The organism is Corallococcus terminator (assembly GCF_049194865.1).
In the GTDB taxonomy this organism is placed as follows: domain Bacteria; phylum Myxococcota; class Myxococcia; order Myxococcales; family Myxococcaceae; genus Myxococcus; species Myxococcus terminator_A.
Window position 1 is genome coordinate 1 of the sequence record NZ_JBLZWL010000102.1, and the last position, 5,274, is coordinate 5,274.

Genomic DNA, 5,274 nt, shown 5'->3' on the forward strand with positions numbered 1-5,274 from the left:
GGGAGGTCAGCTCCAGGACGACGTCACAGAGTCGTCGGAGGTCCTCGGGAGAGATGTTGGAGCGAATCATGATGCGCAGCCCCGCCCGCCCCTTCGGGACGATGGGGAAGAACACCGCCGACGAGTAGAAGCCGCGCTCCATCAGCTTGCGCGAGTACTCCACCGCGACCGACTCGGGCCCCACGTCGATGATCTTGATGGGGAAGTCCTCGCCCGCGGTCCGGGTGCGCACCCGCTCGTCGAAGTAGCGCACGTTGGCGCGCAGCGCCTTCTGTCGCACGGCCAGCTCCGGGGTGCCGTGGAGGCGCGCGGAGGCCAGGCTCGCGCCAATGGCGGGGATGGCCAGGCTCTGCGACCAGCCGAGCGGCCCCGCGAAGCGTCCCACCAGGTCCGCGTGCTGCCGCGGCCCGAGCATGACGGCGCCGCCCGCGGTGCCGAAGCCCTTGCCCAGCGAGCCGATGATGATGGTGCGTGCGTTGACCTCTCCGCCCATCATCGCGCGCACGTAGCCCTCACCCGCGCCGCCGTAGATGGTGAGCGAGTGGGAGTCATCGAAGTAGAGGAACAGCCCATACTTGTCCTGGAGGGCGAACAGGTCCTTCACGATGGCCACGCCGCCCATCGAGTAGAAGCCATCCGCGACGTACGCGACGCGCGCGTGCTTGCGACAGAGGTCCTCCAGGAAGTCCAGGTCGTTGTGTGGCGCGGTGATGACGTGTGTCTCATCCGCGCAGATGGGCTTGATGAGGTTCATCGAGAAGTGCGCGGACTTGTCGAAGACGAGGATGGGCTTCTGTCCATCCGGCAGCAGGTGTCCGGAGGCGATGAGCGGCAGGAGGCCCGCGCTCGCGGAGCTGGCGGAGTTGGTGACCACCGTCTTCGCGCGCCAGAGGTGGGTGAGCTCCTCCTCCAGCGCATCCAGGTCCGCCAGCCGCACGCGCAGGCGGGAGATGGACATGGTCATCGTCTTCTCGCGCAGGAGGACGTCGATGGCGCCCTGGAGCACGTCCGGGTGCGAATCGAGCCCCAGGTAGGAGCACGAGCAGGTGTTGAGGAATTCGCGGCCATCCGGCAGTGCGAGCGAGCCGCGTCCGGTGTTGTGCACGGACAAGTCCAGCAGCCCCGCCTCTTTCGCGGCGGTGAAGGATGGATTGCCGTGGCCAATCATCGACTCCGTGTTGCGATAGCGATTCTTGAGTTCCATGACGGCGCTCACTCCTGCACTGCGAATCCGGGGACCACCGCATCGATTCCCACCGCCATGTCTGGCGACGCCAGCACCCGCTCGAGGAGCACGGTGAAGGCATCGCGGAGACGTCTGGGCGTGTCGGGCTCGAAGAGGTCGGTGTTGAACTCCAGCAAGCCGGAGAAGCCATCCGCGCGCTCCTGCAGCGACAGGGTCAGCTCGTAGATGGACGCGCCCCGGTCCGCGGGCATGGGGACCAGGGTCAGCTCCGGGAGCACCAGCGCTTCCATGGGCGTGTTCTGGAGGACGAACATCACCTGGAAGAGCGGCGCCCGATTCAGCTGTCGCTGGGGGACGAGGGTGTCCACCACCTGGTCGACAGGCACCTCCTGGTGCGCGTAGGCGCCGAGCGTGACGTCGCGAACCCGCGACAGGAGCTGGCGGAAGCTCGGGTTGCCGCGCAGGTCCACGTGCAGGGCCACGGTGTTGACGAAGAGGCCGATGAGCGACTCCAGCTCCGGCAGCGCGCGGTTGGCGATGGGCGAGCCGATGACGAGCTCCTCCTGGCGCGCCCGGTGGCACAGCAGGGTGCCGAAGAGCGACAGCAGCGCCATGAAGGGCGTCACCCGCTCCCGCTGGCACAGCAGGTTGAGGGCGTCGCTGCGCGCGCGGCCCAGCGAGACGGAGATCGACGTGCCGTTGAACGTGCGGGTGGCGGGCCGGGGCTTGTCGACGGGGAGGTTCAGCAGCTTCGGGGCCTTGGCCAGGGCGCCCCGCCAGTAGTCGAGCCGCGTCTCCAGCTCCGCGCCGGAGAGCCACCGGCGCTGCCACGCCGCGTAGTCCGGATACTGGATGTCGAGCGGCGGCAACGTGGGCGTCTCGCCCCGCGCGAAGGCCGAGTACAGGTGCACCACCTCGCGGGTGATGATGCTCTCCGACCAGCCATCCGAGAGGATGTGGTGCTTGCTGAAGATGAACAGGTATTCGTCATCCGCCAGCCGGATGAGCGAGCCGCGCACGAGCGGCCCCTGGGTGAGGTCGAAGGGCCGGCGTGCATCTTCCGCGATGCGCCGGAGCAGCTCCGTCTCCGCGTCCTCCCGGCCCCGGAAGTCCTCCAGCGGCAGGTCGATTCGCATCGACTCGGCGACCTTCTGCACCGGCCTGCCGTCCTCCTCGCTGAAGGTGGTGCGCAGCGACGCATGGCGATCCACCAGGCCCTGGACCGCGGCGAGGAGCGCCTCCACGTTCAGCGCGCCCTTGAACCGATAGGCCGCGGGCTGGTTGTAGGCCGTGGACGTGGGGTTCGCCTTGAACAACCGCCACAGTCGCTCCTGGGAGTAGGACAGCGGCGGGAGTGAGTCGCGCGACGCACGCACCAGCGGCGGCAGCACGCTCAGCGGCTCGCGAGGCGCGGACTCGATGCGCCGGGCCAGCGCCGCGACGGAGGGCGCCTCGAACAACGTCTTGAGATGGACCTCCGCCTTGAGCTGGGACCGGAGCCGGGACACCAGCTGCGTCGCCAGCAGGGAGTGGCCGCCCATGCTGAAGAAGCTGTCGGTGACGCTGACGCGCGGCAGCTTCAGCACCGCCGCGAACGCCTCCGCCAACCGCGCCTCCATCGCACCGCGCGGGGCCACGAAGGGCGCCGCGCCACGCAGGCTCTCCACGTCCGGCGCCGGCAGCTTGCCTCGCGCCAGCTTCCCGCTCGGCGTCAGCGGCAGCGCCTCCAGCTTCATCAACGCGGGCGGCACCATGTGCTCCGGCAGCTTCCTCGCCAGCGCCTCCCTCAGCACCTCCGGCTCCCACGCCGCTCCCGCCCTCAGCACCACGTACCCCACCAGCCGCTTGTCCCCCGGCGCGTCCTCATGCACCCCCGCCGCCGCGTCCCTCACCCCCGGCAACTCCCTCAGCGCCGCCTCCACCTCCCCCAACTCCACCCGGAAGCCCCTCACCTTCACCTGCGCGTCCAACCGGCCCAGGAACTCCACCACCCCGTCCCCCCTCCACCTCGCCCTGTCTCCCGTCCGGTACAGCCTCGCCCCCGCCTCCCTCGCGTACCCGTCCGGCACGAAGCGCCTCGCCGTCAGCTCCGCCCTCTCGTGGTACCCCTGCGCCAGCTGCGCTCCGCCGATGTACAGCTCTCCCGCCACTCCTATCGGACACAGCCGCCCCTGCCCGTCCAACACCAGCAGCTTCGTGTCCGGCAGCGGCACCCCTATCGGCGGCAGCCTCGGCCAGCTCGCAGGTGGCCCCTTCAGCCGGTGCGCGCTCACCACGTGCGTCTCCGACGGGCCGTACTGGTTCTCCAGCACGCACCCCGGCAGCTTCTCGAAGAAGGCCACCACCGCGGGCGTCACCTGCAGCTGCTCTCCCGCCGTCACCACCTCCCTCAACGACGACGGCACGCTCGCCCCGTGCGCCACCGCGTCCGCCAACGCTTGCAGCGCGACGAAGGGCAGAAACAACCGCTCCACCCGGTGGCTCACCATGAAGTCCAGCAGCGCCGGCACGTCCTGCCTCAGCGCCGCGGGCGGCACCACCAGCGTCCCGCCCGCGCTCCACGTCGAGAAAATCTCCTGGAAGGACACGTCGAAGCTCAGCGACGCGAATTGCAGCGTCGTCGCCTCCGCCTTCACCGAGTGCGCCCGCTGCCACAGCAGCAGGTTGCACAGCGCCGCGTGTGACAGCGCCACCCCCTTCGGCTTCCCCGTGCTCCCTGACGTGTACACCACGTAGCAGGTGCCTCCCGGTGGCACCGCCCTCGGGGGCGTCATGTCCGGCCGCCTCCCCACCTCCCCTGCTTCCTCGTCCACGCACAGCGCCAGCCCGCGCGCCCTCTCCGGCAAGGCCCCTCGCTGACTCACCTGCGTCAGCACCCTCACCACCTTCGCATCCCCCACCATGTACCCCAGCCGCTCCGCCGGGTACTTCGGGTCCAACGGCACGTACGCCGCTCCCGCCTTCAATATCCCCAGCACCCCCACCAGCTGCTCCAGCGAGCGCTCCATGCACAGCCCCACCCTGTCCCCCGCTCCCACACCCGCCGCTCCCAGGTGCCACGCCAGCTGATTCGCTCGCCTCTCCAGCTGCGCGTACGTCAGCCGCTGCCCCTCGAACACCACCGCCACCGCCTCCGGTGTCCTCGCCGCCTGCGCCTCCACCAGCTCGTGCGCGCAGACCTCCCAGCGCGGTCCCGTCACGGAGGTGTTCCAGGCCTCCAGCACCAACCGCCGGTCCGCGTCGGAGACGAGCGGCAGTCCGGAGACGCGCTGGAGCGGGTTGGCGATCGCGCCCTCGAGGAGCCGTTGCAGGTGCGCCACGAGGCGCTCGGCGGACGCGGGCTCGTAGAGGTCCGTGCGGTACTCCAGCGTCCCGGTGAGGCCGGTGGGCGTCTCGCGCAGCATCAACGTGAAGTCGAACTTGGACGTGCCGCTGTCGACGTCCACGTGCTCGAAGGAGAGCCCCGGCGTGGCCAGCTCCATGGGCGGGGTGTTGAGCAACACCATCGCCACCTGGAAGAACGGCGTGTGTCCCGGCAGGCGCTCCGGCTGGAGCACCTCCACCAGCTTCTCGAAGGGCACGTCCTGATGCGAGTATGCGCCCAGCGTCGTCTCGCGCACGCGTCCCAGCAGCTCGCGGAACGTCGGGTCTCCGTCCAGCTTCGTGCGCAGCACCAGCGTGTTCACGAAGAAGCCGATGAGTTCCTCGGTCTCCATCTGCTGGCGGCCCGCGATGGGCGCACCCACGCAGATGTCATCCTGCCCCGAGTACCGCGACAGCAGGGCCTGGAGCCCCGCGAGCAATCCCATGAACAGCGTGGCGCCCTCTCGCTGGCACAGGCTCACGAGTCCCCGGGTCAGCTCCCGGGAGAACTCCACCTTGAGCACCGTGCCCGGATTGCGAGCATCCAGGGGGCGAGGACGGTCGGTGGGCAGCTCCAATGAGGCGGGGGCCCCTTCGAGCTGCTGCTTCCACCAGGCGAGCTGACGGTCCAGGACATCTCCCTGGAGCCACTCGCGCTGTTGGACGGCGTAGTCCACGTATTGGAGGCTCAGCTCCGACAGCGGGGAATGCCGCCCCACGCTGAA

2 protein-coding genes are annotated in these 5,274 nt (G+C 69.6%); both read right to left on the reverse strand.

Annotated features, from left to right (window positions below; genetic code table 11):
• Window positions 1–1,204 (reverse strand): aminotransferase class I/II-fold pyridoxal phosphate-dependent enzyme (locus ACN469_RS30815; RefSeq protein WP_498773656.1); only part of this gene is annotated, 1,204 nt, incomplete at its 3' end.
• An 8-nt stretch (window positions 1,205–1,212) separates the two neighbouring features.
• The coding region (locus ACN469_RS30820; protein ID WP_498773658.1) for an amino acid adenylation domain-containing protein at window positions 1,213–5,274 on the reverse strand (4,062 nt) is incomplete at its 5' end.